Source organism: Kitasatospora sp. NPDC057940 (assembly GCF_042887425.1).
GTDB lineage: Bacteria > Actinomycetota > Actinomycetes > Streptomycetales > Streptomycetaceae > Kitasatospora.
Genome location: NZ_JBHVPH010000045.1, coordinates 14,041 through 35,772, shown reverse-complemented (window position 1 = coordinate 35,772; position 21,732 = coordinate 14,041). Strand labels below are relative to the sequence as shown.

Sequence of the window (21,732 nt, the reverse complement as noted above, 5' to 3'; positions counted from 1 at the left end):
GGGGGCGGGGCCGTACGGGTGCACGGCTACGCCGGGGCGGCCGGATCCGTGGTGGTGGACCGGTTCCCTGCTGCGCAGCACAAACCGTCGGAGGACCTCTCTCCCTCGACCGGGGCACGCCCCACGGGGGCGGACCGCCGATCAACCGCCATCAGCAGCGACGTTCTGGCTCTGGTGACGAATCTACACCGGCGGCCCCACCGGCCGTCCGCCGATGAGCGATTTCGGTCTCGGACCGGACGGGTCCTCAAGCGGATCCCGGCCGGCCCCGGCCGGCGGCGGACCGGCGCCGGTCAGTGCGGGGCGCCGGGCCCGGGCCCACCGGGGGTGGCCGCCGGGTCCTCCCCCGCGGCGGCCTTCTCGGCGCTGTAGACGTCGGGCTCCAGGTAGATCGCCCGCGCGATCGGGACGGCGGCCCGGACCCGCTCCTCCGCCGCGTCGATCGCCCGCGCGACGCGGGCCGCGCTGTCCTCCGCGTTGACGGCGATCTTGGCGGCGACGAGCAGTTCCTCCGGCCCCAGGTGCAGGGTGCGCATGTGGATCACGCCGGTGACGGCCTCGCCGTCCACCAGCGCCTCGCGGATCCGGCGCACCGAATCCCGGTCGGCGGACTCGCCGAGCAACAGCGACTTGGTCTCCATGGCGAGCACCACCGCGATCAGCACCAGCAGGACGCCGATGCCCAGGGTGCCGACACCGTCCCAGACGCCGTCGCCGGTGACCACGGTGAGCGAGACGCCGAGCAGCGCGAGCACCAGGCCGATCAGCGCGCCGGCGTCCTCCAGCAGCACCACCGGCAGCTCCGGGGCCTTGGCCGTGCGGATGAACTGCACCCAGCCCTGGCCGCCCTTGGCCTTCGCCGACTCGCGCATCGCGGTGAGGAAGGACCAGCCCTCCATCGCGACGGCGAAGATCAGCACGCCGACCGCCCAGCCCCAGGAGTCCAGCTTCTCCGGGTGGTTGACCTTGTGCCAGCCCTCGTAGATCGCGAACAGGCCGCCGACGCTGAAGAGGACGATCGCCACCAGGAAGCCGTAGACGTAGCGCTCGCGGCCGTACCCGAACGGGTGCTCCTCGTCCGCCGCCCGGCGCGCCCGCTTGCCGCCGATCAGCAGCAGCACCTGGTTGCCCGAGTCGGCGACCGAGTGCACGCCCTCGGCCAGCATCGACGAGGAGCCGGTGAAGCCGAAGGCGGTGAACTTGGCCGCCGCGATCGCCAGGTTCGCGGACAGTGCCGCGACCAGTGCCTTGGTGCCGCCCTCTGTACTCATGCTCCGGGTCCCTCCGCCGCAATGGCCGGTCGCGCTGCTCCGTCGAGCGCTTACCGTACCGGCCGTGCGACGCCTGCTCAGGACTGCGCGGCGGCGAGCCCGAGGTAGACGGCGGCGAAGTCGGTCAGCGCGACCAGGTCGGCGAGCGCGTGCAGCGGGTCCGGCCGGGTGGTCGCGTACTCGGTGAGCCGGACGTCGTGGGCGCCGGCCAGCCGGTGCGCGCGGGTGACGCCGAAGCTGCGCGGGCCCGCGTCGTCCTCCGGCACCTCGGCCGGCCCGTCCGCCTCGTCGGCCTCGCCGCCGGGCCGGGCCCCGGGCCGACCGCCGGGCGCCCCCGGGACGTGCCGCAGCAGCAGGACCTGGAGGTGCAGCGGATCCGGCTCGTCGACCCGGTCCCGGAAGAAGTCGTCCGGGTCCGCGCCCGCGCCCAACTGGCCGGTGAACATGCCGCGGTGGGCGGTGAGCACCTGCGGCAGCGGCCCGGCCAGCGCCGGGCGGCCGGCCCGTTCGGCGAGCTGGGCGGCGAAGCGGGTGGCGACGGCCCCGGCGATCGGGCCCTCGGCCCACAGCAGCGGGACCGTCCCGGCCAGCCGGGCGGCCAGGCCCTTGGCCGGGTTGGTGTACGCGGCGGCGTCGGGGCGGCAGCGGACGGCGGTCGCGTCCAGCAGGTCGGCGACGGCCGGCAGCGCGTCGTACGGCAGCTGGGTGATGCCGATCTTCTGGGCGAGCGCGAGCAGCGGGGTGAGGTGGGACCACAGCGCGGCCGGGTCCTCGGCGGGGAGGTCCGGCTCGGCGGCCGGGCGGGCGGGCGCCTCGTCCTCGGGCAGCGCGGAGGACACGTACGGCAGCGGCAGCGCGCGCACCTGCAGCGCGGCCTCGGCCAGCGGGCTGCCCGCCGGGGCGGTGACCACGATCGCGCAGCCGCGCGCGTAGGCCTGCTCGGCGAGGCTGACCAGACCCGGTTCGCCGCCGTCGGCGGAGCTGACCACCAGGAGGTCCAGCGGGCCGGCCCAGCCGGGCAGTTGCCAGCCGAGCCCGGCGGTGAAGGCCGGCGGCGCGCCGGCCCGGTCGGCGCGCGGGGCGGCCGCCTCGGTCGGCGGCAGCGTGGTGATCAGACCGCCGTGGCCGGCCAGCGCGGTCAGGATCTCGCCCGCCGTCAGGGCGCTGCCGTGGCCCGCGACCAGGACGGCGCGCGGGCGGCCGTCCGGGCGCAGCCGGTCCAGGCCGGCCGCGTCGGCCAGCCGCAGCGCGGTGCGGACCCGCGCGCCGGCGCCGGCCAGGGCCAGCAGGGCGCGGTCGCGGTCGGCGCGCTGCAGGGCGGCCGGGTCGTCGAGCAGGGTGTCGTCGAGCATGCGGCGGGCCTCCGGCTGCTGTCCTGTGCGCGCTGGGCTGACGGGGTGGGGGCTTCGCCCCAAGGATCAGGCCGGGCGGCGGGCCTCGTCCACCAGCAGGACCGGAATGCCGTCCCGCACCGGGTACGCGAGGCCGCAGTCCGCGCCGGTGCAGAGCAGCTCGGGCTGCTCCTCGGTGCCGCCCTCGGTGAGCGCGGCCCGGCACTGCGGGCAGACCAGGATCTCCAGCAGGAAGGATTCGAGCTTCATGGGGCTCTCCAAAAGTCGGGGGGTGGCACGGCGGTGCCCCGGCCGATAGGCAACCCTACCGGCCGGGGCACAGCAGGCCTCGGTCAGGCGCGGACGATGGCGAGCACGCCGTCGCGCAGCTCGGCCATCTTCGCCGGGTCCTTGGCCTCGGCGTTCAGGCGCAGCAGCGGCTCGGTGTTGGAGGCGCGCAGGTTGAACCACCAGTCCGGGCCGGCCACGGTGAGGCCGTCCAGCTCGTCGACGGTGGTGCCCTCCAGGCCGGCGTAGGCGGCGCGGACGGCGGCGGTGCTGGCGGCCTGGTCGGCGACGGTGCTGTTGATCTCGCCGGAGGCGGCGTAGCGGTCGTACTCGGCGGTGAGCGCGGACAGCGTGCCGGGCTGCCCGCCGAGCGCGGCCAGCACGTGCAGCGCGGCCAGCATGCCGGTGTCGGCGCGCCAGAAGTCGCGGAAGTAGTAGTGCGCGGAGTGCTCGCCGCCGAAGACGGCGTCGGTGACGGCCATCTCCTGCTTGATGAAGGAGTGGCCGACCCGGGTGCGCACCGGGTTGGCGCCGAGCTCGCGGACCACCTCGGGGACGGTCCAGGAGGTGATCAGGTTGTGGATGACGGTCGGCTCGGCCTCGCCGGCGGCCTGGGCGCGGGCGATCTCGCGGGCGGCGACCAGGGCGGTGATGGCGGACGGGGAGACCGGCTCGCCGCGCTCGTCGACGACGAAGCAGCGGTCGGCGTCGCCGTCGAAGGCCAGACCGAGGTCGGCGCCGACCTCGCGGACCCTGGCCTGGAGGTCGACGATGTTCTTCGGGTCGAGCGGGTTGGCCTCGTGGTTGGGGAAGGTCCCGTCCAGCTCGAAGTACATCGGGACGAGCTCGATCGGCAGGCCGTCGAAGACGGTCGGCACGGTGTGGCCGCCCATGCCGTTGCCCGCGTCCACGACGACCTTGAGCGGGCGGATCGCGGTGAGGTCGACCAGGCCCAGCAGGTGGTCGGCGTAGCCGCGCAGGGTGTCCTGCTCGGACAGCGAGCCCGGCTTGACGTCCTTGGCCGGGACGGTGACGGTGTCGTCCTCGCCCGTCCAGGACTCGACCAGCTCGCGGATCTCGGCGAGGCCGGTGTCCTGGCCGACCGGGGCGGCGCCGGCCCGGCACAGCTTGATGCCGTTGTACTGGGCCGGGTTGTGGCTGGCGGTGAACATCGCGCCGGGCAGGTCGAGCTTGCCGCTGGCGTAGTAGAGCTGGTCGGTCGAGCAGAGGCCGATCTGGACCACGTCGGCGCCGTAGGCGGCGGCGCCCTCGGCGAACGCCCGGGTGAGCGACGGGGAGGAGGGGCGCATGTCGTGGCCGACGACGATCGCGGACGCGCCGGTGACCTGCACGAACGCGGCGCCGAAGGCCCGGGACAGGTGCTCGTCCCACTGGTCCGGGACGACGCCTCGGACGTCGTAGGCCTTCACGAGCTGCTTGAGGTCGCGCACTGCGGCTCCACCCTGGTCTCTGTACTGGTCGGTGTCCGTGTGATCGGCGGCTGGCCGCCCACGGTCACGATACGTCGGGGTCACCGCCCGTTCGGTCGACGGTCCGCGGTGACGGTAGACGGGCAGCGTACCCAAGTCGGGCGAACGCCCGGTGCGGGCCCGGGCGGGGTACGGCGTCGGCTGTGCGCCGTCAGTTGTCCGGCGAGCGCAGGACGCGCAGGTGGCCGCGGCGGCCGCCCTCGGTGGACTCGCCCTCGGACCCGCGGCCCTGACGGGGGGTCTGCGGCCGGGCGGCCTCGCGGACGGCGTTGGCGAGGGCCTCCAGGTCGTCGCTGCTGCGGCGCAGCGGCCCGGCCTCGGCGGCCAGCCGGACGACCTCCCAGCCGCGCGGGGCGGTGAGGCGCTCGGCGTGCTCGGCGCACAGGTCGTAGCAGTGCGGCTCGGCGTAGGTGGCGAGCGGGCCCAGGACGGCGGTGGAGTCCGCGTAGACGTACGTCAGCGTCGCGACGGCCGGCCGGCCGCACGCGGTCCGCGAACAACGACGTACAGAGCTCACGAGGGTGGACGGTACCGCACTCCTCGCCGGGGAGCGAAGACCGCCTGTCCGGCGGGTGTGCCGTGTCGCGGTCCGCACGCCGGTCCGCACCCCGCCGCCCCGGGCGTTTCCCCGTCGGAGTAGTCCACTTCCGACCGTCCAAGGACTACCCTCGGCAGTGATATGGACAGCTCTGCACCGCAGTCATCGACGGGACCCTCGCGCCGTCCCCGGCATCGCGACCGGCACGGCAGGGGGCTGCGCGGCCCGCTGGCGCCGCCCCAGGTGCCGATCTCGCTCACCCGCTCCGAACTGTTCGACGACTACGTGCGCGAATCGGTGGAGCGTCTTGAACGGCGCTGGCCGCAGTTGATCGAAGTGGAGTTCGCCGTCCAGGAGGTGCCGCTGCACGAGCCCGACGCGGCCGACGGCGAGGACGGCGTGCCGCTGGGGCGGGTGCTGCCGGGCAAGCAGGGGCGCAAGAGCCAGATCGTGGTGTACCGGCGGCCGGTGGAGATCCGGGCGAAGACCCGGGAGGACCGCGCGGCGCTGGTGCACGAGATCCTGATCGAGCAGGTGGCGGAGCTGCTGGGGCTGTCCCCGGACGCCATCGACCCGCGCTACGACGAGGACTGAGCACGCGGACGGGGCGGTACCCGGGCCCACCGGGTACCGCCCCGTCCGACCGGTCAGCGCAGGACGACGCCCGGATCCTGGCCGGCCCGCGGGACCCTGACGGTGCTGTGGTCGTCGCGCAGCGCCTGGATGGTGAACATCGGCACGTCCTTGGCGGGCAGCGAGAGCATCCGGGCGGCCATCACCGGGCCGCCGGAGACGGTCTCGACGGTGAGCGCGAAGCTGCCGTTCAGCCCGCCGGGCTCGGGCGCCGGGAGGGCGACCGTGCCGCCGGCCGGGAGCTGGACGTCCTTGCTCACCGGGGTGCCGCCGCCGCTGCCGGCCGAGGCGGTGACCCGGACGGTGGCGGCGTCGCCGGCGGAGGTCAGGAACAGCGTGGACGCGCCGACCCGGTTGTCGGCGACCGTGGCGCGGGCGCCGACCGGGCCGGTACCGGTGAGCCAGGCCGCGTCGCTCTTGCCGCCGCCCCCGGCCCGGTCGACCCGCAGGCCGGCCACGACCGGGGTGGGGTGCTTGTCGTCGGTGGGCGACAGCCGCAGCCCGGCGACCTCGTCGCGGGTGACCTTGCCGAGGTCGACGGCGGCCACCATGCCCGCCTTGATGTGGATGGACTCGTTGCCGGCCGGGGTGAACCAGCCGTTCTTGCCGGACAGCTGGATCTTCAGGTCGGCGTCGTCCTCCGGCGGCGCCCAGACCACCAGGTGGGCGGCGGAGGTGTCGGCGGGCAGGCCGGGCAGCACCTGGGTGGCCGCCGGCTCGGCCGAGGCCGGGATCCAGTCCGCGCCCTTGCCGCCGTCGGCGGCGTGCAGCGCGGCGCCGACCCGCCCGCTGCGGGCGACCACGTGCACGGCGAGGTCGTTGACCGCGCCCTTGCTGATCGTCGGCAGCAGCACGGACTGGGAGCTGCCGGGGGCGACGGTGATGCCGTTGGCGGCGTCGTTCTCGATCAGGCCCTTGTCGCCGTACAGCTTGATGTCGACCACGGCGGCGGAGGACTCGGTGTTCACCAGGCTGACGTAGTCGACCCGGTCGCCGGCCGTGCTGGCCCCGGCGAACCAGAAGCTGGTCCCCGCGGGGGTGCAGGTGAGGCCGGACAGGCCGAGGCCGCGCTGCTCGGTGACCACGGTGGTCTGGGTGACGGTGAAGCCGGGGGCGAGGGCGCCGGTGGCGACGGCCCCGGTGCCGGGCGCGGTGTCGCCGTTGGCGGCCGGGCCGGTGGCCGGGGTGCCGGGCTTGGCCAGGGTCAGCCGGGCGTCGGCGGGTGCGGCGCCCTTGTCCGGGGCGGCCGGGGCGGCCGAGCCGGACGGCGCGGCGGGGGCGCCGGTCGCCGGGGCGGAGGGCGCGGTGGTCGGCGGGGTCGCGGGCGCGGCGTCGGAGAGCCAGCCGGCCCCGCCGGTGGCGCCGCCCGTCCCGGGCGGGGTGTAGGCGGTGAGCGTGGTCGAGCCGGTCAGGCCCTGGAGCGGCTGCGGGCAGACCGCCGCCGTCCGCTCGACCTGCGCGGTGGTCGGGGTGACGCCCCCGTCCGCCTTGGCGGGCGCGGCCGGCGGGCGCGTCTCGGCGATCCCGAACACCGCCGCGAGCACGACGGCCGCGGCCAGCAGGGACTGCGTGGTCCTGGTGCCCCCGGACCGCCCGGCCGGCCGGGCGGAGGCCGCGGGCTCCGGCGCCTGGGCCGGGGCGGGCCCGGACTGCCCGACCTCGGCGGCCTCGGCGGCCTCCGTCGGCTCGACGGCCTCGGGCGCGGACTTCTTCCTGAATGCGGGCTTCTTCATCGCGGGTCAGCTCCCCGATCCGTGCTGGTGCGGGTACCGGCCCGTGCCGTTGGGGTCGTTCGGGTCGTTGGGGTCGTAGTAGGGCTCGGCCTGCGGCTGCCCCGGCACCCACGGCTGCTGGTGCTCCGTCTGCTGGTAGGGCTGCTGCTCGTAGCCGTACTGCTGCTCCTGCGGGTACGGCTGCTGCTCGTAGCCCTGCTGCGGGTACGCCTGCGGCTGGTAGCCCTCGTAGCCCTGGCCGTCGTACCCCTGGCCGCCGTACGGCGCGGCCACCGGCTGCTGGGCCGCGTACTGGTCGTAGCTGTACGGGTCGGCCTGCTGGTACGTCTGGTACGGGTCGGTGTACGGCTCGGTCTCCTGGACGGCGGCGGCCGCCTGGACCGCTTCGGCCACCGGCTCGCCGGCCGGCTGCGCCGGGATCGCGCCCGGCGGGCCCTCGTACACCCCGCCGTCCTCGCCGCCCTCGCCGCGCTCGGCCATCCGGCGGGCCCGGCGGCTGCCGGGGGCGGGCGCCTGCGCCTGGGCCGCGGCGGCCAGCGCGGCGGCGGCCACCACCTCCTCGGGCAGGTCGTCGTCCTTGTGGCTGCGGCGTCCGGGCAGGGCCAGCACCAGGATGGTCAGGCCGAGCAGCACCTGGGCCCAGATCCAGCCGGTGTGCGCGAAGCCGTCCTCCCGGGTGACGGTCAGCTTGCCGCCGCCGGCCGGGAGCTTGAAGCCCTGCGCCCAGCCGTCGACCTTGACGGACTCCAGCGCGGTGCCGCCCACGGTGGCCTTCCACTCAGGGGCGGCGGACTCGGCGAGCCGCAGCACCCGGCCGTCCGGGCCGGCCGGGACGGTGGCGGTGAGGTCGCGGGCCCCGGCCGGGACGACCACCGGGGCGGCGCCCGGGGCGGTGATCACCGCGCGGACGGCGGGGGCGCCGGTGACCTGCCAGAGCGCGGAGTCGCCGTCCTGGTTGGCCTTGACCAGGCCGGGGGTGGTGTCCAGGACGTCCTTGTAGGTGGCGATCACCGACTTCTGGACCAGCACGTAGGCGATGCCGTAGCCGGAGAGCGCACCGGCCTGGTCGGCGCCGGAACCGGCCAGCAGGCTGCCGACCATCTTGTTCAGGCCGTCCTGGGTGCCGGTCGCCGGGTCGACGGTGGACTCGGCCTGGCCGAGCGTCAGGCCCGCGCCGCGGACCACGGTGTAGCGGACCGCGCCGCCGCCCGGGTCGCCGGTGACGACCAGGGTGCGGGACCGGTCGGTGGTGCCGGCCTCCTCCGCGATGAACGCGGGCACCTGGCCTGCCTGGGCCCGGTGCAGCGGCTTGCCGGCGCCGGTGAGCGCCCACCACAGGCCGGTGCCCAGCGGGGCCAGCACCGCGGCGGCCACCACCAGCGCGGCCACCGGCTGGCGCCAGCCGAAAGCGATCCCGGCCACGCGGGCGTTGGCGCCGTCGGCACCGATCGCGGCGGCCGCCAGCAGGGCGATCCCGGCGATCAACGAGGCCGGGCCGGCCCAGGCGGGCACCGCCGGGCCGCCGGAGGCCGGGGTGACGGAGGTACCCGCCACCGCGACCGCGAAGACCAGGCCCGCACCGGCCGCACCCCAGGCGGCCAGCACCGCACGGCGGCGGTCGGCGCGCAGCAGCGCGGCGAGCGCGGCGAGCACCACGCCGGCCGACAGCCAGACCGGCGGCACCCCGGCACCGCCGGGGTTGACCAGCAGCAGGCCGGCCGCACTCGCACCGGTGCCGTGCAGGCCGGGCAGGCCGGCCTCCAGCAGCAGCCACTGCGGGTGCGTCAGCACCGTCAGCGACCACGGCGCCAGCACCAGGACGGGCAGCGCGAGGATCACCAGGACGCGCAGGCCGAGCAGGCGCAGCGCGGCGCCGCCCGAGCCGAAGGCGCCGCCGCGGACCACCGCGACGACCAGCGTCGCCAGGCACAACGGCAGGGCGAGCGCCCAGGTCAACGGCACGAAGGAGGTGGCCAGGGTGAGCAGCAGGACGGTCATCCAGACCGGCCGCCACCCCGGGCGGGCGCCCTTGGCGGCGCTCTCGTCGCGGATGCCGAGACCGGCCGCGATCGCGGCGGCGCGGGCCAGCGGCGGCAGCAGCACGGCGAGGACGGCGGTGCCGATCCGGCCCTGGGCGAGCGCGCCGGTCGCGGCGGGCAGCAGCGCGTAGGCGGCGCTGGCCCAGGCCCGGACCAGCTTGGAGTCCAGCAGCGGCCGGGACACCAGGTAGGCGCTGACCGCCGACAGCGGCACGGTGAGCACGACCAGCAGGGTGAGCGCGAGGTCGGCGTGGTCGAACAGCACCCAGGACAGCACCGCGAGCACGCCGAGGTACGGCGGCGCGGCGGCGGTGGAGCCGGTGCCGATCGGGTGCCAGGCGTCCGCGTACATCGACCAGAGGCCGGCGGCGCCGTCGGTGGCCGGCAGCAGGGCGCCGCCGAACAGCTCGCCGCTGCCGAACAGGCCGCGGCAGGCGATCAGGGCGAACACCAGCAGGGCGGCGAACAGCACCGGCGCCGGGCGCCGGGCCAGCTTCTTGATCAGCGTGAACTGCTCGACGACCAGGTCCTCGTCGTCCTCGCCGCCCGGCCCGGCCTCGACCGAGCCGTGCCGGCCGGTGTCGTCCCCTCCCCCTATGCCGAGGGAGCCGATCACGCCCTCGACGGCGAGCCGGGCGGTGGCGCCGGGCGGCGGGAAGAGCGTGCGGTCGTCCAGGGCGTCGGCGGCCCGGGTGCGGGCGCGCTGTTTGCGCGCGGCCAGCAGCCGGGGGAAGCGGACGAGTTCGTGGCCGAGGCCGGTGAGCTCGTCGAAGGCCTGGCGCGGGTCCTTGCCGAGCAGGTTGGTGACGGCCCGTAGCAGGGTGCCGAGCACCAGCCGCAGCAGGACGTAGGGGAAGAGCGCGCCCTTGCAGTTGGCGAGCAGGGTGTAGACGGCGCCTGCCTTGTCCACCCGGTGCGGGTGGGCGGGGCCGCAGTCGATGGCGCGGCGCTCGCGGCTGGCCGCCTCGGCGTGCCGCAGCACGGCGTCGGGGGCGACCACCACGCGGTGGCCGGCGGCGTTGACCCGCCAGCAGAAGTCGGCGTCGTCGCGCATCAGCGGCAGCGCCTTGTCGAAGCCGCCGAGTTCCTCGAAGACGTCGCGGCGCACCAGCATGCCGGCGCTGGAGACGGCGAGCACCGGGCGGACCTGGTCGTGCTGGCCCTGGTCCTGCTCGCGGCGGTCGAGGCCGGTCCAGCGGCGGCCGGAGCGGGCGATGGTGACGCCGACCTCCAGCAGCTGGCGGCGGTCGTACCAGCTGCGCAGCTTGGGGCCGACCACGGCGGCGCTGGGGGTGGAGTCGGCGACCTGGAGCAGCCGGCGCAGCGCGTCGGTCTGCGGCTCGCAGTCGTCGTGCAGCAGCCAGAGCCATTCGACGGGCTGGGTCTCGCGCGGGCCGCCGCGGCCGAGGTCGTCCTCCTGGGCGAGCGGGTCGCCGAAGTCGTCCCAGCCGCCGGTGACCGGGTCGTAGCCGGAGGGGTCGAGCCGGTACGGCAGGTCCTCCGGGCGCAGCGGCGGGCTGCCGAAGACGGCCTCGGCGACGGCGGTGCCGAAGCCGGCCCGGCGGCCGAGGAGCAGCGGGCCGCTCTCGGGCAGCCAGTCGGCGAGGGTGTCCGCCAGCAGTTGCGGAGAGTTGTCGGTGGAACCGGTGTCGACCGCGAGCACCCGCTGGACCTGGCGGTCCTGGCCGAGCAGGCCGGCGAGGGCCTGCGGCAGCCAGCGGGCCCCGTCGTGCGAGACGATCACCGCGGTGACCAGGTGGCGCGGGTAGGCGGGCGGCCTGGCAGCGGTGAAGCCGCTCTGGTGGCTGTAGACGGTCATCGAGTGCGCGGGCCTCAGTTCTCGGTGGACACAGCCGGTGAACGGCAACCGGATGGCGCACCACACTAACGGCTCCGGATGGCGGCTTCGTCCGCGGTGCCGGTGCGGGACCGGTGAAGACCCGGCAGGGAACACGAAAGCGCCCCACCGCCGCGGTGAGGCGCCCGTACTGCCGTGTGGTTGTCGAAGGGTCAGCGGGGGTCGGCGGCCGCCCCGGTCAGACCGCGCTCTTCTTGAGCCGGCGGCGCTCGCGCTCGGAGAGGCCGCCCCAGATGCCGAACCGCTCGTCATTGGCGAGGGCGTACTCCAGGCATTCCGAACGGACCTCGCAGGCGAGGCAGACCTTCTTGGCCTCGCGCGTGGAGCCGCCCTTCTCGGGGAAGAAGGACTCGGGGTCGGTCTGGGCGCACAACGCGCGCTCCTGCCAGCCGAGTTCCTCTTCCTCCTCCGCGATGCCGTCACCGATCAACAGCTCAAAGAGCTCGCTCATGTGGCGCGCCTCCTCTGCCCCTACTTGGCGTCCCCGTGGTTGCCGTTGCCTCGTGCGGCCGACGACACGAGTGAAATTACAGTTGCGTCACTCTGGCTCAGTCAAGCCGAGCTCTGGTATTGGGGCGAGGATTCACTCCCCGGCACCAAGCCGTTACGAATAGTGTACATATTCGGACACATTGGACCTTCGATCCGAAAGCCCCGAACGGCGTCGAACCAGCCACAACCATTCGGCGAGTGACGCTCGGTCACCATCACAGGCCGGTCATCGCCCTGCCTTCCCGGCGATCTTCCCATCGAAACATAGAGCGTGATTTATCACCCCATCCGGGCAACTTCTTGGCGTAACCCCCTCGAATGCCCCATCCCTGTGTTTGACACCGGCCCCACGGATGCGGTCTCCTTTCCCCTATGTCAGAGTTCGCCAGCCCCCGGAGCGGTTCCACGCTCCGCCGTGCCGTGAACTCTTGTTGTCGCCTCTGTTCCTGCTGTATCTAGGCGCCCGCGTCCCACCGCGCGCCGCCCCCAGGAAGCACAGAGGCCGCCCGCGATTCCCGTCCCAGGACATCCCGGATCCGGCTGATCCCCGACGAACAGCCGCCACTCCGAGGACGACTCCCGTGCGTATGACCCGTATCCGCAAGCGGAACCGCGACCGCAGCAAACTCGCCCGCCGAAGCCCCGCACCCACCGCGCCCGCCTCCCCCGCCGCGCCCGCCCGGGGCTGGACCGACGGCCTCAGCGACGTCTCCATCGCCGGCGACCCGCTCGCCTTCCCGCACCTGGCCCGCACCGACCTGCCCCGCCACCCCACCACCGTGGCCGGCCACGCCCGACTGATCCGCGAGATCGCCGCCGACCGCGCCCGCTGGGAGCCCCTGGTCCGCTACGACGCGCTCACCCGCTGGTACGCCCGGCTGGAGACCGGCCCCGGCTACGAGGTCTGGCTGCTCAGCTGGCTGCCCGGCCAGAGCAGCGGCTTCCACGACCACGGCGAGTCCTCCGGCGTGATGACCGTCGTCCAGGGCGAGCTGATCGAACGCTCGCTCACCCGCGCCGGCGAGAAGGTCCGTACCCTGCGCGCCGGCGGGATGGGGGTCCCCCCGGCCGGAGGCTGGGGGAGGGTCTTCTCCTCCGGCTACCTCCACGAGGTGGTCAACGGCACGCTCGAACCCGCCGTCTCCATCCACCTCTACACCCCCGGCCTCACCGAGATGAACCAGTACGGCGGCACCGCCGTCCCCGAGCAGCACCCGCAGGCCCAGGCCGAGACGCACTGAGCACCCGCCCACGTCAACCCGGCCGTCGCACCCGCCGGCGGCCGGGCCGACGACCGGGCTGACGGGCAGTCGGACCGTGGCAGGATGACCCCATGCGCATCGTGGCACTGGCAGGCGGAATCGGCGGAGCGCGCTTCCTGCGCGGACTCCTCGCGGCGGTCGGACCGCAGGACGAGATCACCGTCATCGGCAACACCGGCGACGACATCCACCTCTACGGCCTCAAGGTCTGTCCCGACCTCGACACCGTGATGTACACCCTCGGCGGCGGCATCCACGAGGAGCAGGGCTGGGGCCGCACCGACGAGACCTGGTCGATCAAGGCCGAGATGAAGGAGTACGGCGTCGGCCCCGAGTGGTTCGGGCTCGGCGACCGCGACTTCGCCACCCACCTCGTCCGCAGCCAGATGCTCACCGCCGGCTACAGCCTCAGCCAGGTCACCGAGGCGCTGTGCGTGCGCTGGAAGCCCGGCGTACGGCTGCTGCCGATGAGCGACGGCCGGGTCGAGACCCACGTGCGGATCACCGACGAGCAGGGCACCCGGGCGATCCACTTCCAGGAGTACTGGGTCAGGCTGCACGCCGCCGTCGACGCCGAGGCGATCATCCCGGTCGGCGCCGACACCGCGAAGCCCGCGCCCGGCGTCCTGGAGGCCATCGCCGCCGCCGACGTCATCCTCTTCCCGCCGTCCAACCCGGTCGTCTCCATCGGCACCATCCTCGCCGTCCCCGGCATCCGGGAGGCCGTCGCCGCCGCCCCGGCCCCCGTCGTCGGGCTCTCCCCGATCATCGGCGGCGCCCCGGTGCGCGGCATGGCCGACAAGGTGCTCGCCGCCGTCGGCGTCGAGGCCACCGCGGAGGCCGTCGCGCTGAACTACGGCGCCACGCTCATCGACGGCTGGCTCGTCGACACCGCCGACCAGGACTCGGTCGCCGCCGTCGAAGCCGCCGGGATCGCCTGCCGGGCCGTCCCGCTGCTGATGACCGACGTCGAGGCCACCGCCGAGATGGCCCGGGCCGCCCTCGCCCTCGCCGAGCAGGTGCGCAAGTGAGCGGGCCCAGGCGTGGGCGCGGGAGCAACGGGGCGGGCGCATGAGCCTGCGGATCCTGCCGGTCGAGGGGCTGCCGGAGATCGACGCCGGGACCGACCTCGCCGCACTGCTCGCCAAGGCCGGCGAGTACCAGGACGGCGACATCCTGATCGTCACCTCGAAGATCGTCAGCAAGGCCGAGGGCCGGCTGCTGCACGCCGCCGACCGCGAGGCCGCGATCGAGGCCGAGACCGTCCGGGTGGTCGCCCGGCGCGGCCACGCCCGGATCGTCGAGAACCGCAACGGCTTCGTCATGGCCGCCGCCGGCGTCGACGCCTCCAACACCGCCCCCGGCACCGTCCTGCTGCTGCCCGAGGACCCGGACGCCTCCGCCCGCGCCCTGCGCGGGCAGCTCCAGCAGCTCACCGGCCGCCGGCTCGCCGTCGTCGTCACCGACACCTTCGGCCGGCCCTGGCGCAGCGGGCTCACCGACGTCGCCATCGGCGCCGCCGGGCTGTCCGTGCTGGAGGACCACCGGGGGCACACCGACAGCCACGGCAACGAGCTGACGCTCTCCATCACCGCCACCGGCGACGAACTCGCCGCCGCGGCCGACCTGGTGAAGGGCAAGACCAGCGGCGTGCCGGTCGCCGTCGTCCGCGGGCTCGGCCACCTCGTCACCGCCGAGGACGGCGACGGCGCCCGGCCGCTGGTCCGCCGCGCCGTCGACGACATGTTCCGGCTCGGCACCTCCGAGGCGCTGCGCCAGGCCGTCACCCTGCGGCGCACCGTCCGCTCCTTCACCGACGCCCCGGTCGACCCCGGCGCCGTGCGCCGCGCCGTCGCCGCCGCCGTCACCGCGCCCGCCCCGCACCACACCACGCCGTGGCGGTTCGTCCTGCTGGAGACGGCGCAGGCCCGCACCCGGCTGCTCGACGCGATGCTCGCCGCCTGGCAGCGCGACCTGCGCGAACTCGACGGCTGGGACGACGCCCGGATCGCCCGCCGCACCGCCCGCGGTGACGTCCTGCGCGACGCGCCCTACCTGGTGGTGCCCTGCCTCGTCATGGACGGCTCGCACCACTACCCCGACCAGCGGCGCGCCGCCGCCGAACGGGAGATGTTCACCGTCGCCGCCGGCGCCGCCGTGCAGAACCTCCTGGTCGCCCTCACCGGCGAGGGCTACGGCTCCGCCTGGGTGTCGTCCACCATGTTCTGCCGCGACACCGTCCGCGCGGCCCTCGACCTCCCGGACGGCTGGGACCCGATGGGCGCCGTCGCCGTCGGCCGCCCCGCCGAAGCCCCGCGCGAACGCCCGGACCGCAGCGCCGACACCTTCATCGAGGTGCGGTAGCGGTTCAGAGACCGCGATAGATCTCGCGGCGATTCCCAACGGCCACCACGAGGATCACCAACACGCCGTCGTGGATCTCGTAGGCCACGCGGTAGACGCCGACGCGGAGACGGTAGAGGCCGACGTGACCCGCCAGCTTCTTGACATCCGGGCCATCGACGTACGGGTCCTCGCCGAGAGCGGTGAGTGCGGTGAGGATCCGCATCGCGTCGACCTGGCTGATGTCACGCAGCTGGCGCTTGGCATGCGCGGTGAAGCGGAACGCGTACTTCACGCAGCGCTCCCGGACGAGTCCTTGGGCGAGTCGAACAGGTCGGCCAGGAGCTCGGCCATGGACACGGTGGGATCGTTCCGGTGCTGCTCGGCCTCACGGGCGAGCAGTTCGTCGGCGGCGTCCTCGATGGCGTCGAGGATCTCGATCGGCACGACCGCTCCGACCCGCTCGCCCTTCCGGGTGATCACGGTGATCTCGCCGGCCTCGGCCTGGTTGACCACCTCGGCGATGTTCGCACGCAGTTCCCGGATGCTCAGTGCGTCAGTCATGCATCAAGCGTACACATCGACGTGTACACCGCACAGCACTTCCGGCTCAGCGCCGCCGGTGGTCGTTGGGGGTGAGGCGGGGACCGCAGCGCCGACACCTTCATCGAGGTGCGGTGAGGATCAGCCGTCGAGGTCGTCCGGCAGCAGCCGGAAGGCCTGGTGGTTGGTCAGCGGCCTGATCGCACGGAAGTGGCGGCGGTCGACGGTCAGCACGGCGTCGGTCCTGAACTCCGCGGCCAGCGCGACGTTGATGGCGTCCGTCAGGCCGATGTTCAGGTCCGGGTACTGCCGCATGACCGCCCGCGCGGTGGCAAGGTGCGCGCCCACCTCGGGCACCTCGAAGCGACCGATCGCACATCGGTCGATGATGTCGTCCAGGACGCGCATCGCCATCGCGGCTCCGAGCGTCCGGTGCGCGAGGTGGTCCAGCTCGGCCAGCACCAGGGGCGAGATGACCAGATGGCCGACCGTACGCAAGGCCTTCAGGCAGGCGTCGTGGTCGGGTTCCTCACCGGCGTACGCGGCGAGCAGGGCGCCGGTGTCACCGACCACCGCGACGTCGGTCACCTGCCGAAGCCTTCCATGTGCTGGTCGAGGTCGGCCAGGATGCGCCCGCCGCCGCCGGGGATGACCGGCATGTCGTCGAGTTCGCCCCCCATCGGATCGGTCCGGAAGGGGTAGACGGGTGCGGCCAGGCTCGGCGGCAGGATGGTGGCCACATGCCTGCCGTCCTTGGTGACGGTGACGGTCTCGCCCCGCTCGACGGCTCCTATCACCCTGGCCGTCTGCTGGTTCAGCTCCCGCATGGTTGCTTCCATGCAAGGCAGTGTACTACGGCGTAGTTCATCGCCGCCGGTGGTCGTTGGGGGTGAGGCGGGGGCCGTAGCGGGGGGCGTGGGGGGTGGTGGCCAGCAGGAGGCGGCAGAGGCGGTGGCGGTGCGGGCGGTAGGGCTCCAGCAGGGCGAGCATCTGGGCGTCGTCGCTGCGGGGGCGGCCGGCCAGGGCCCAGCCGACCAGGTTGGGCAGGTGGAAGTCGCCGACCGAGACCGCGTCCGGATCGCCGTTGCTGCGTTGCAGGGTCTCGGCGGCCGTCCAGGGGCCGATCCCCGGGACGGCGGTGAGCCGGGCGAAGGCCTCGGTGTGGTCCATCGCCGCGGCCTCCTCCAGCCGGGGCGCCAGCCGGACGGCACGCATGACCGTCGCCGAGCGCTTCGGGTCCACCCCCGCGCGGTGCCACTCCCAGCTCGGCACCAGCGCCCACTCCCGGGCCGACGGCGCCACCCGCATGCCCTCGGCCGGGCCCGGCGCCTCGGTGCCGAAGTCCCGTAGCAGGGTGCGCCAGGCGCGGTAGGCCTCGTCGGTGGTCACCTTCTGTTCCAGGATCGCCGGGACGAGGGACTCCAGGACCAGCCCGGTGCGGGTGAGGCGGACCGCGGCGGTGCGGCGCTGGGCGTCCCGCAGCGGGCCGGGCGGCAGCACCAGTGCCTCCGGGTCGTCCTGCGCGCCCAGCAGCGTCGGCAGCCGCTCCAGCAGCCACGGCGCGCCCGGGCCCCAGGCGGTCGCCTCCACCTCGCCGGTGGCCGGGCGCGCCAGCACCCGCAGGGTGCCGATCCCGGTCGGGGTCCGGGACGCCCGCCAGAGCGCGCCGTCGCCGGTGGTGCGGTACGCCGGGTCGGCGGGGCCCCGGCGCAGCGGCAGCAGCGTCCGGGCGACGTCCAGCGGGAAACCCGGCCGCCAGCGCCGTACCGACTCGCCCGTCACCGCCGTGCGCCTCCTCCGCTGTCCGGCTCCACCGCCTTCGTCGACCATGGGGATATGAACGATACGCGGCTGCCGGAGCTGTCCTCCGGGGACGAGAGCGCGGTGCGGGCGCTGTACCACCGGGCGCTGGAGGGGTGGAACCAGCGGGACGGTTCGGCCTTCGCCGGGCCGTTCGCCGAGGACGGGGAGGTGATCGGCTTCGACGGCACCCGGCACTGCGGGCGGTCGGTGATCGCCGCCGAACTGGGGCGGCTCTTCGCGGACCACGCGACGCCGGAGTACGTGGCCAGGGTGCGCCGGGTCCGTGCGCTGGGGCCCGGGGTGGCGCAGCTGGACGCCGTCGCGGGGCTGGTGCCGGACGCCGCGGAGGACCTGGACCCGGCGCTCAACGCGGTGCAGACGGTGATCGCGGTGAACGCCGGGGCGGGCTGGCGGATCGGACTGCTGCAGAACACGCCGGCGCGCTACGACCTCCGGCCGGACCTGGCGGCGGCGTTGACGGCGGAGCTGCGGGGGCTGGTCGGGCGGGGGCCCGGGCCGACGTAGGGCGGTGCGGTGCGGCGCGGTGCGGCGCCTCAGGGGGCCTGGAGGTGGGCCGCGGCCGCGCGGAGGGCGGGGAGCCGGGCGTAGAGGGCGGTGCCGGGGCATTCGGTGTTGAAGGCGTCGCGGTGGCCGGAGACGGCGTCGAAGTCGACGACGGTGCCCTTGGGGTAGCGGCTGGCGTCGGAGGCTGAGGTCAGCTTGGTGCGGCCGTCGGCGGGGTGGCCGGTGAGGCCGAGCTTCCAGCCGGCGATGGCGGCGAGGCCGTCCAGGAGGGGCTGGGGCGGGGCGTCGCCGACGTAGGTGCCGATGGCGGCGACGCCGGCCGAGTCGGTGTTGAAGCCGAGGGTGTGGGCGCCGTGGACGGGCAGGTCGACGCCGCCGGCCCGGCCCTCGTAGACGGTGCCGCAGCGGTCGACCAGGAAGTTGTAGCCGATGTCCCGCCAGCCGCTGCTCTGAACGTGGTACTGGTAGATCGACCTGATCACCCGGGGGGCGTCGGAGCAGGCGTAGTCGGTGGCGGTGGCGGTGTGGTGGATGAACACCTCGTGGACCGGGCCGGTGTACTCGAAGGTCTGGTCGCGCAGGGACTCGTCCGCGCCCCAGCCGGCCCGGGTGACGATGGCGGGGCGCGGGGCCTGGTGGCCGTCGGCGGGGTGGCGGGGCAGGACCCTGGCGGAGGGCGCGGGCGCGCCCTGGCCGGGGTCGACCAGGTCGAGCCGCAGGCCGGGCGGGGGCCCGGCGGGGCCGGGGCGCACCTCGACGGCGACGCCGTCGCTGCGGCCGGTCCACAGGGGCGCGGTGGCGCCGTGCGGGGCGAGGTCGGGGCCGTCCTCGGTGTCGGCCTCCAGGTCGTGCCAGTCGCCCCAGCGGCCGGTGGCCGCGTCCCGGGTGCGGACCCGGACGGCGCCGCCGGCCAGCGCGTCCGCCGGGCCGTCCCAGCCGACGCCGAGGAGTTCGAACGGCCGGGTGGTGCGCGGGGCCAGGGCGGGGCCCGGGCCGAGCGGCAGTGAGGTGACCGACCCGCCGCCGGCGGAGCCGAGGCGCCGGGCGCCGTCGGGGTCGGCCGGGCCGGCGGTGGCGGCGGGCTGGAGGAGCAGGGCGACGGTGCAGCCGGCGAGCACGGCGGCCGGGAGGGAAAGGCGCATAAACCGGATGTTGGCGGCAAATCGGGCCGCTCGCCACGTCGCCTCGCGACCGGTCCGCCACCCCTCCCGACGGCCCACTCGAAGGCCGTAGGCTGGGCGCACCATGACTGCGCATTTCGCTGCCGATGCCCGCACCCCCGTCGAACTGCTGCACGCATATCTGCGAGGCGGCACGCCCACGGTCGATCCCGCGGCCCCGCTGGTCACCTTCTACGACGACGCCACCGGCGAACGGGTGGAGCTGTCCGCCCGGACCTTCGACAACTGGGTGGCCAAGACGGCCAACCTCCTCCAGGACGAGTTGAACGCCGGCCCGGGCGACCGGGCCGTGCTGCTGCTCCCCGCCCACTGGCAGAGCGCCGTCTGGCTGCTGGCCTGCTGGTCGGTCGGGGTGACGGCGGTGCCCGGCGGCGACCCGGCCGACGCCGACCTGGTGGTCAGCGGTCCGGACGGACTGGCGGCCGCCCAGGCCTGCGAGGGCGAGCGGGTGGCCCTGGCCCTGCGCCCGCTCGGCGGACGCTTCCCGCAGCGCCCCGACGGCTTCCTCGACTACGCCGCCGAGGTGCCCGGCCAGGGCGACCGCTTCGCGCCGTACTCGCCCGTCGCCCCGGACGGCCACGCGCTGGAGACCGTCGTGGACGGGCTGCCGCTGAAGCTGACCGGCGAGCAGACCGTCGCGCTGGCCCGGGAGGGGGCCGCCCGACTCGGGCTCAAGCCCGGCGACCGGGTGCTGTCCACCCTCTCGTTCGACGACTGGACCGGTCTGGAGGCCGGACTGCTGGCGCCGCTGGCGGCCGGCGCCTCGGTGGTGCTGTGCCGCAACTCGCAGGGGCTCGAACCCGGGCAGTGGGAGAAGCGGACCGAGTCCGAACGGGTGACACTGCGCCTCGGGTAACCCCCGGATCGGACCGGGCGGGTAGGGATCCCTGCCATGGCCGAGGACGACACCGCGCACCCCCCGACCGACCCGCCCCCGACGGATGCGCACCCTTCCGAACCCGAACACCCGCGTCGGCGCCGGCGGTGGCTGATGATCACCGCCGGCGTCGTCGCGTTCCTGCTGGTCGCCACCGGGGCACTGCTCTGGATCGCCTACCGCACGCTGGACGGCAACATCCGCACCGACTCGGACACCGACCGGCTGCTCGCCCGGCTGGAGGCCGAACGGCCGAGCCGGACCGCCGGGGCCAAGGGCTCCGAGAACATCCTGCTGATCGGCAGCGACGACCGCTCCGGCACCAACTCCTCGTACGGCGGCGAGCCGGGAACCCAGCGCTCGGACACCACGATCCTGCTGCACCTGGCCGCCGACCGGAAGCACGCGACGGCGGTCTCCATCCCGCGCGACGTCATGGTCACCGTCCCCGCCTGCGAGAAGCCGGACGGCACCCGCAGCAAGGCCGGGCTGATGCAGTTCAACTGGGCGTTCGAGATGGGCGGCGCGGCCTGCTCGATCCGCGCCGTCGAGCAGCTCAGCGGCATCCGGATCGACCACTACGTGATCCTCGACTTCAACGGCTTCAAGACGATGGTGAACGCGATCGGCGGGGTCGAGGTGTGCGTCCCGCAGGCGATCCACGACAAGGACGCCAGACTCGACCTGCCCGCCGGGCGGCAGACCCTGCACGGCGAGCAGGCACTCGGCTACGTCCGGGCCCGGGAGAGCCTGGGCGACGGCAGCGACACCCAGCGGATGGGACGTCAGCAGCAGTTCCTGGCCGCGCTGGTCCGCAAGGTGCAGTCGCAGGGCGTGCTGCTGAACCCGGCGCGGCTGTGGCCGGTGCTGGACGCGGCCACCTCCTCGGTCAAGGCGGACGGCGGGCTGTCCTCGCTCGGGGCGCTGTACGACCTCACCCAGGACCTGCGGGACATCCCCTCGGCGGACGTGGTGCTCCTGACCGCGCCGCGCCGCCCGTACCGGTACGACTCGGACCGGGACGAGTTCGTGCAGCCGCAGACCACGCAGCTGTTCACCGCGCTGCGGGACGACCGGTCGGTCGCCGTCCGGCCGCCCGGTTCGGCGCCGTCGCCGGGCGCCGTCGCCGGGGCCGGTGTCGGGGCCGGGGCGGGCGTCGGTGTCGGGGCGGGTGCGAGCCCGAGCCCGGCGGCGACGGGTGCAGCTACGGGCGCGGGGTCTGACGAGGCGGCGGGGGCGGCCGGGGCTGCGGGGGCACCGGCGAAGGCGTCACCCTCGGCGGACGCCTCGCCCACCTTCGAGGGACGCACGGCCGACGTGGACGCCTGCGCGCAGCACTGACCGCGGCTGCGCCGCAGGTCGGCACGGGTTTTCCGGAAATCCCGCACGCCCAGGAGACTTTACCCGTCCATTACCTGAACATGGCGCAGATCACACCGGCAGGATTCCGCCGTTCGGCTCGTCTAGTGTGTCCGGATCGGCCCGCCGAACGGGCGAGCCGGAGCCGTGACCGGTCGGAGGTAGG

The 21,732-nt window shown here is 74.8% G+C and carries 21 protein-coding genes; 7 read left to right on the top strand and 14 right to left on the bottom strand.

Annotated features, from left to right (window positions below):
• Positions 1-293 precede the first annotated feature (293 nt).
• From ACFVTF_RS36635 to ACFVTF_RS36615, 5 genes are all read right to left on the bottom strand, one after another.
• A complete protein-coding gene (locus ACFVTF_RS36635; protein ID WP_371518602.1) occupies positions 294-1,271 on the bottom strand; it encodes a cation diffusion facilitator family transporter in 978 nt (325 codons plus the stop codon).
• A gap of 77 nt (positions 1,272-1,348) precedes the next feature.
• On the bottom strand, positions 1,349-2,623 hold the full coding sequence (locus ACFVTF_RS36630; protein WP_387818392.1) for an SIS domain-containing protein: 1,275 nt from the start codon (positions 2,621-2,623) through the stop codon (positions 1,349-1,351).
• A gap of 66 nt (positions 2,624-2,689) precedes the next feature.
• On the bottom strand, positions 2,690-2,872 hold the full coding sequence (locus ACFVTF_RS36625; protein WP_063349138.1) for a Trm112 family protein: 183 nt from the start codon (positions 2,870-2,872) through the stop codon (positions 2,690-2,692).
• An 83-nt stretch (positions 2,873-2,955) separates the two neighbouring features.
• Positions 2,956-4,341 (bottom strand): phosphomannomutase/phosphoglucomutase, encoded by a 1,386-nt coding sequence (locus ACFVTF_RS36620; RefSeq protein ID WP_371518600.1) that lies wholly within the window; start codon positions 4,339-4,341, stop codon positions 2,956-2,958.
• 190 nt (positions 4,342-4,531) lie between these two features.
• Positions 4,532-4,975 (bottom strand): DUF3499 domain-containing protein, encoded by a 444-nt coding sequence (locus tag ACFVTF_RS36615; RefSeq protein ID WP_079136306.1) that lies wholly within the window; start codon positions 4,973-4,975, stop codon positions 4,532-4,534.
• Between the two features lie 84 nt (positions 4,976-5,059).
• Between ACFVTF_RS36615 and ACFVTF_RS36610 the strand changes: the two genes are divergently transcribed.
• Entirely contained in the window at positions 5,060-5,512 is a 453-nt protein-coding gene (locus ACFVTF_RS36610; protein ID WP_079135840.1) for a metallopeptidase family protein, read from the top strand.
• A 53-nt stretch (positions 5,513-5,565) separates the two neighbouring features.
• Here ACFVTF_RS36610 and ACFVTF_RS36605 read toward each other — a convergent pair whose 3' ends face one another.
• From ACFVTF_RS36605 to ACFVTF_RS36595, 3 genes are all read right to left on the bottom strand, one after another.
• Entirely contained in the window at positions 5,566-7,284 is a 1,719-nt protein-coding gene (locus tag ACFVTF_RS36605) for a DUF5719 family protein (protein WP_387818389.1), read from the bottom strand.
• Between the two features lie 6 nt (positions 7,285-7,290).
• Entirely contained in the window at positions 7,291-11,142 is a 3,852-nt protein-coding gene (locus ACFVTF_RS36600; protein ID WP_387818387.1) for a glycosyltransferase family 2 protein, read from the bottom strand.
• Between the two features lie 217 nt (positions 11,143-11,359).
• Positions 11,360-11,632, bottom strand: a complete 273-nt coding sequence (locus tag ACFVTF_RS36595; protein ID WP_063349134.1) for a WhiB family transcriptional regulator — start codon at positions 11,630-11,632, stop codon at positions 11,360-11,362.
• Between the two features lie 628 nt (positions 11,633-12,260).
• Here ACFVTF_RS36595 and ACFVTF_RS36590 point away from each other — a divergent pair.
• From ACFVTF_RS36590 to ACFVTF_RS36580, 3 genes are all read left to right on the top strand, one after another.
• Entirely contained in the window at positions 12,261-12,914 is a 654-nt protein-coding gene (locus tag ACFVTF_RS36590; protein WP_387818401.1) for a cysteine dioxygenase, read from the top strand.
• Between the two features lie 92 nt (positions 12,915-13,006).
• On the top strand, positions 13,007-13,966 hold the full coding sequence (gene cofD, locus ACFVTF_RS36585; RefSeq protein WP_387818385.1) for a 2-phospho-L-lactate transferase: 960 nt from the start codon (positions 13,007-13,009) through the stop codon (positions 13,964-13,966).
• Positions 13,967-14,006: 40 nt separating this feature from the next.
• Positions 14,007-15,299, top strand: a complete 1,293-nt coding sequence (locus ACFVTF_RS36580) for a coenzyme F420-0:L-glutamate ligase (RefSeq protein ID WP_387818383.1) — start codon at positions 14,007-14,009, stop codon at positions 15,297-15,299.
• A 4-nt stretch (positions 15,300-15,303) separates the two neighbouring features.
• Here the strand turns inward: ACFVTF_RS36580 and ACFVTF_RS36575 are convergent, their stop codons facing one another.
• The 5 genes from ACFVTF_RS36575 to ACFVTF_RS36555 all read right to left on the bottom strand — a co-directional run bounded on the left by ACFVTF_RS36575 (position 15,304) and on the right by ACFVTF_RS36555 (position 17,651).
• On the bottom strand, positions 15,304-15,573 hold the full coding sequence (locus ACFVTF_RS36575; protein ID WP_387818381.1) for a type II toxin-antitoxin system RelE/ParE family toxin: 270 nt from the start codon (positions 15,571-15,573) through the stop codon (positions 15,304-15,306).
• Positions 15,570-15,842, bottom strand: a complete 273-nt coding sequence (locus ACFVTF_RS36570; protein WP_387818379.1) for a type II toxin-antitoxin system Phd/YefM family antitoxin — start codon at positions 15,840-15,842, stop codon at positions 15,570-15,572. Before ACFVTF_RS36570 ends, ACFVTF_RS36575 begins: the two co-directional genes overlap by 4 nt.
• Positions 15,843-15,962: 120 nt before the next feature.
• Positions 15,963-16,409: a PIN domain-containing protein gene (locus ACFVTF_RS36565; protein WP_387818377.1), complete on the bottom strand. Its 447-nt coding sequence runs from the start codon at positions 16,407-16,409 to the stop codon at positions 15,963-15,965.
• Entirely contained in the window at positions 16,406-16,660 is a 255-nt protein-coding gene (locus tag ACFVTF_RS36560; protein WP_387818375.1) for a type II toxin-antitoxin system Phd/YefM family antitoxin, read from the bottom strand. The genes ACFVTF_RS36565 and ACFVTF_RS36560 overlap by 4 nt, the downstream gene beginning before the upstream one ends.
• 25 nt (positions 16,661-16,685) lie before the next feature.
• Positions 16,686-17,651: a DNA-3-methyladenine glycosylase family protein gene (locus ACFVTF_RS36555; RefSeq protein ID WP_387818374.1), complete on the bottom strand. Its 966-nt coding sequence runs from the start codon at positions 17,649-17,651 to the stop codon at positions 16,686-16,688.
• Positions 17,652-17,657: 6 nt separating this feature from the next.
• On the opposite strand from ACFVTF_RS36555, the gene ACFVTF_RS36550 reads away from it, so the two are divergent.
• Positions 17,658-18,149 carry an SgcJ/EcaC family oxidoreductase gene (locus ACFVTF_RS36550; RefSeq protein ID WP_371518591.1) on the top strand — a complete coding sequence of 164 codons (492 nt, stop codon included), beginning with the start codon at positions 17,658-17,660 and terminating at the stop codon, positions 18,147-18,149.
• 29 nt (positions 18,150-18,178) lie between these two features.
• Here the strand turns inward: ACFVTF_RS36550 and ACFVTF_RS36545 are convergent, their stop codons facing one another.
• Positions 18,179-19,291: an N-acetylmuramoyl-L-alanine amidase gene (locus ACFVTF_RS36545; RefSeq protein WP_387818371.1), complete on the bottom strand. Its 1,113-nt coding sequence runs from the start codon at positions 19,289-19,291 to the stop codon at positions 18,179-18,181.
• Between the two features lie 103 nt (positions 19,292-19,394).
• Here ACFVTF_RS36545 and ACFVTF_RS36540 point away from each other — a divergent pair, with 103 nt between their 5' ends.
• Both ACFVTF_RS36540 and ACFVTF_RS36535 read left to right on the top strand, forming a co-directional pair.
• Positions 19,395-20,186, top strand: coding sequence for a TIGR03089 family protein (locus tag ACFVTF_RS36540; RefSeq protein ID WP_387818369.1), 792 nt, complete (start codon positions 19,395-19,397; stop codon positions 20,184-20,186).
• Positions 20,187-20,222: 36 nt separating this feature from the next.
• Positions 20,223-21,548 (top strand): LCP family protein, encoded by a 1,326-nt coding sequence (locus ACFVTF_RS36535; RefSeq protein WP_387818368.1) that lies wholly within the window; start codon positions 20,223-20,225, stop codon positions 21,546-21,548.
• The last annotated feature ends 184 nt before the right edge of the window (positions 21,549-21,732 follow it).